Source organism: Aeribacillus pallidus (assembly GCF_050478865.1).
Classification (GTDB): domain Bacteria; phylum Bacillota; class Bacilli; order Bacillales; family JACDOC01; genus JACDOC01.
In genome coordinates this window covers 1-3,369 of the sequence record NZ_JBCNBW010000018.1, presented here as the reverse complement: position 1 = coordinate 3,369, position 3,369 = coordinate 1, and the positions used below count along the sequence as shown (strand labels likewise).

Sequence of the window (3,369 nt, the reverse complement as noted above, 5' to 3'; positions counted from 1 at the left end):
TGCGTATGCCCATGGAAACCCTGTCCGTTATATGGATCCAGAAGGGAACTGGGTATGGCTCGTATTTAATGCAGCCATGGCAACGTATGATGGATACCAAGCCTATAAAAAAGCAAAAGCAGAAGGAAAGCGTGGATATAAATTAGCCTTAGCAGTCGCATGGGCTGTGGCGGGGAATTATATTAAAGTAGGGAAAGTTTATAAGTATTTAAGAATTGCTAAGGGTACGGGTAAAGTTACAAAAGGTGGATTGAACTTTACTAAAACTACTGCAAAGCATATGGATAATCCAGACAGAAGAGTTCCAATACAAATCCTACAACAAGCGATAAAGGGTAAAGGTTATAAAGACCCTAGAGGTTCAAATGCACGAATGTACTATACTATAATGTATAGAAATGGTAAGAAGTACAACTTAGAAGTTCTATATGATAAGAAAACAAATACAATCTTGCATTTTGAGTATGCTAGGAAAGCAATGGGGCCATTAAAGGCTACTCCTAAATAAAGGAGGGAAAATGCTTGGATATTGATTATTCAAAGAAGTTATATCAATTGATACAGGATTACTTAAATAAACAAATTGATACTGAGACTTTTTCAAATGATTTTACTGTAATTTATAATTTACATGTAGACTATGATAGTTTAAGTACTAAGGAACTTAAATTATTTGGTGAGTTATCAGAAATAACTAGTCGATTTTCACCTTTTGAAGAAGACCTTAAAAAATATAATTGTTACTTTAATGCAAATGATGTTGAAAAAAAAGCAAAAGAAGTTCTCAAAGAATTAAGTAAAAATTGAACCATAACTTTATATTGTTACAAAAAGCCTTAGGAGATAAATTCTCTTTAAGGCTTTTTACATAGATGTAATGCCGAATAAACCGCTTGTGTTACAACCTAAACATATAACCCACGACCCCCTTGCATGATAATTTTTTGAGTTATCTTGTACGCACAGGATGAGTTTGTAAAAGATGTCCAATTTTATAATTTTCATCAACAATAAACAGCAAATGGCTACTAAGACGTATAGGATATTAGTAACTATTATAATGTATTTATTAGGAAACTAATAATTAAAGCAGAAGGGAAAAGAGGATACAAACTATGGTCTGCTGTTGCCTGGGCGGTTGCTGGTAATTATATAAAAGTTGGAAAGATAAGCAAATATTTAAAACTTGCCAGAACTTCGAAAAAAGTTAGAATGACTACTGCTCAAGCAACTGCTTTAGCAAATAGTTTGGGAAAAAAGACAAGCTATAAATCTCATGGTCAACCAGTATTTAAAAAGGGTAATAGGTATATCACTCCTGATGTTGACTCTCATAGTGGTGGTGTATGGAAAATGGCAACATCAGTAAAGAATTTAGGAAGTAAAAAAACAAGACTTGGAACATATGATGCTAGCTTAAAAAGGATTGGTGATTAAGTGTATTATTGGAGAGTAACCAAATACAATCCTCTATATCGTAGTGAAAAAGATGTTTATCTTAAAGATGAATGGACATCTTTTTCAGATGTTGATGGAATCAATTTAACTATGGATGAATATTTATTGACAGAAAATGCTTATGTGAATGCAGTTTTTTATTTCATGAGTGATATGGGTATTACGACTTTAGAAATATCTGATCTAGAGAAATACGATTTAGAAGAAATAGGTCAGAGTGGACAAATACTATATCCAAACGAAATGATTAGTCTTTTTAATTCAATACATGAAAGGGATATTATTAGCATTAAGAACATTGGACATGTATGCAGACTAGTATTAAGAGAAGCTCTCTGGTGTAAACTTAAATATCAACACAGTTTTTTTGTTCATTTTGGTTTTGATTACTATATGTACATTGGTTGTTCGTTGAAATGTGACAAGGCTATCGAAAAAATTATTAAGTCAGGGCTATTCGTCGAACCTTGTGAATCACCGTATAGCTAATAAAATTCTCAAGTGGCTCCAAAAAGTCAGTGTAGCTGACTTTTTGGAGCCCCTCTTTTTTATGATTTTCTTAATAAAATGCACAAAAAAATCGTCCGATACAGGGTTACAACATACCTAATTCTTGGAAGTACCGATGGGAACCTTTTTAACACTAGGTGAATTTAGAGACTAAAATCTATCTTATTTGACGTATAATGCAGAGTAGTTATTGTAGTATAACTACTCTGCATCTATCTAAAAAACTAACTATTATATTTGTTTCTAAATTTGATTTTCGTATGAAATTCCAGTAGAGGGGGATAAAATGTGAAAATGAAAGCACAAATAGGGTACTTTCCAGACTATTTATATATTGGATATTTTCCATTTGAAGTAAACGGATCAAGTAAGTATGTATTTAAGTTTGGAGAATTTAGTTTGTTGGAGATGGGAGAAAAATTAATTCCACAATGGATGAGCCAATTGTCAGCATATCCAATATATGTTTGCACCATATTTTCCCCTCATGTCTACAAACTTTTTCAAGAAGACTGCAATAAAAGTGGGATAAGAATTACTTTTCAGCAAAATTTTAACGATGAAATAGAACGAAACGTTCGAATTTTAAATATTGTAGAAATAAAAAATGCTAAGCAATTTAAAAATATTATGATTCACTTAGTAGACTGTTCAAGTGATTTAGTGTTGTGGTCATCTAATAAAAAAGCTTTTACAATCGAGAGAAGGTCTACGGAATATAACGGGAAAACTTATATGTTGGATCGGGTAGTTGTTCGTATGAGTGAAGAATCAAGTGTATTTTGGATCGATACAGACTCCGTATCCATTTATACAATTAGTAATGATGATAAATTTTCCGATTTTAGAGGAATTTGTGAAACGCTACCATCTTTTGTTGTACCTACGTTAACAACATACTATTAGAATCATTTACAAATGCTATGCATACATTTTTGGGAATTCTTAACAAATATTAACCAAAAACAGAATCTATTGCCTCAGTGAAATGCAAAGGAAAGAGAAAAATACAGATACGTTTGGTAGGGGAGGCCACTTGTAATGTTCAAGGTGGAGTATAGACTAGAACCAATAAATGGAGATTTTGTTTTAACAAACAATAACGGAAATGAAATGAAATTCTCGATTTCTCCAGAAAACTTGGATGAAACTGAAAAGCTTGAGAATTTTCTAGTTGACTTTTTATTAAAGAAGAATCAATTTCCTCTATACTTGCATTTCTATGGAGGGCTCAATCTTCTAGATGATTCAAGTATAAATGTTGATTCTAAAATAGAAGGTCACTTTGATTTACTTGATAGAATGTGGGCAATTTATAAAATTTCAATCAATACTCCCGAAAGTCTAGTGAAAATAATTCAAGAAACTTATTTTTTAGCAACATGGATAGATCCGTTTATC

General features: G+C 31.9%; 4 protein-coding genes and 2 pseudogenes. All 6 read left to right on the top strand.

Going from position 1 to position 3,369, the window contains the following annotated elements; genetic code table 11:
- A pseudogene (locus tag ABES52_RS04495) lies at positions 1 to 508 on the top strand (hypothetical protein); the annotation flags it as partial.
- 14 nt (positions 509 to 522) lie between these two features.
- Positions 523 to 807 (top strand): colicin immunity domain-containing protein, encoded by a 285-nt coding sequence (locus ABES52_RS04490; RefSeq protein ID WP_012573891.1) that lies wholly within the window; start codon positions 523 to 525, stop codon positions 805 to 807.
- A 420-nt stretch (positions 808 to 1,227) separates the two neighbouring features.
- Positions 1,228 to 1,437: pseudogene (locus ABES52_RS04485) on the top strand (toxin C-terminal domain-containing protein); the annotation flags it as partial.
- Complete coding sequence (locus ABES52_RS04480) at positions 1,438 to 1,947, top strand: hypothetical protein (protein WP_429649370.1); 510 nt, start codon at positions 1,438 to 1,440, stop codon at positions 1,945 to 1,947. It abuts the pseudogene before it with no gap.
- 309 nt (positions 1,948 to 2,256) lie between these two features.
- Positions 2,257 to 2,874: a hypothetical protein gene (locus ABES52_RS04475; RefSeq protein ID WP_429649368.1), complete on the top strand. Its 618-nt coding sequence runs from the start codon at positions 2,257 to 2,259 to the stop codon at positions 2,872 to 2,874.
- 135 nt (positions 2,875 to 3,009) lie between these two features.
- On the top strand, positions 3,010 to 3,369 hold a 360-nt coding region (locus tag ABES52_RS04470; RefSeq protein ID WP_429649366.1), incomplete at its 3' end, for a hypothetical protein.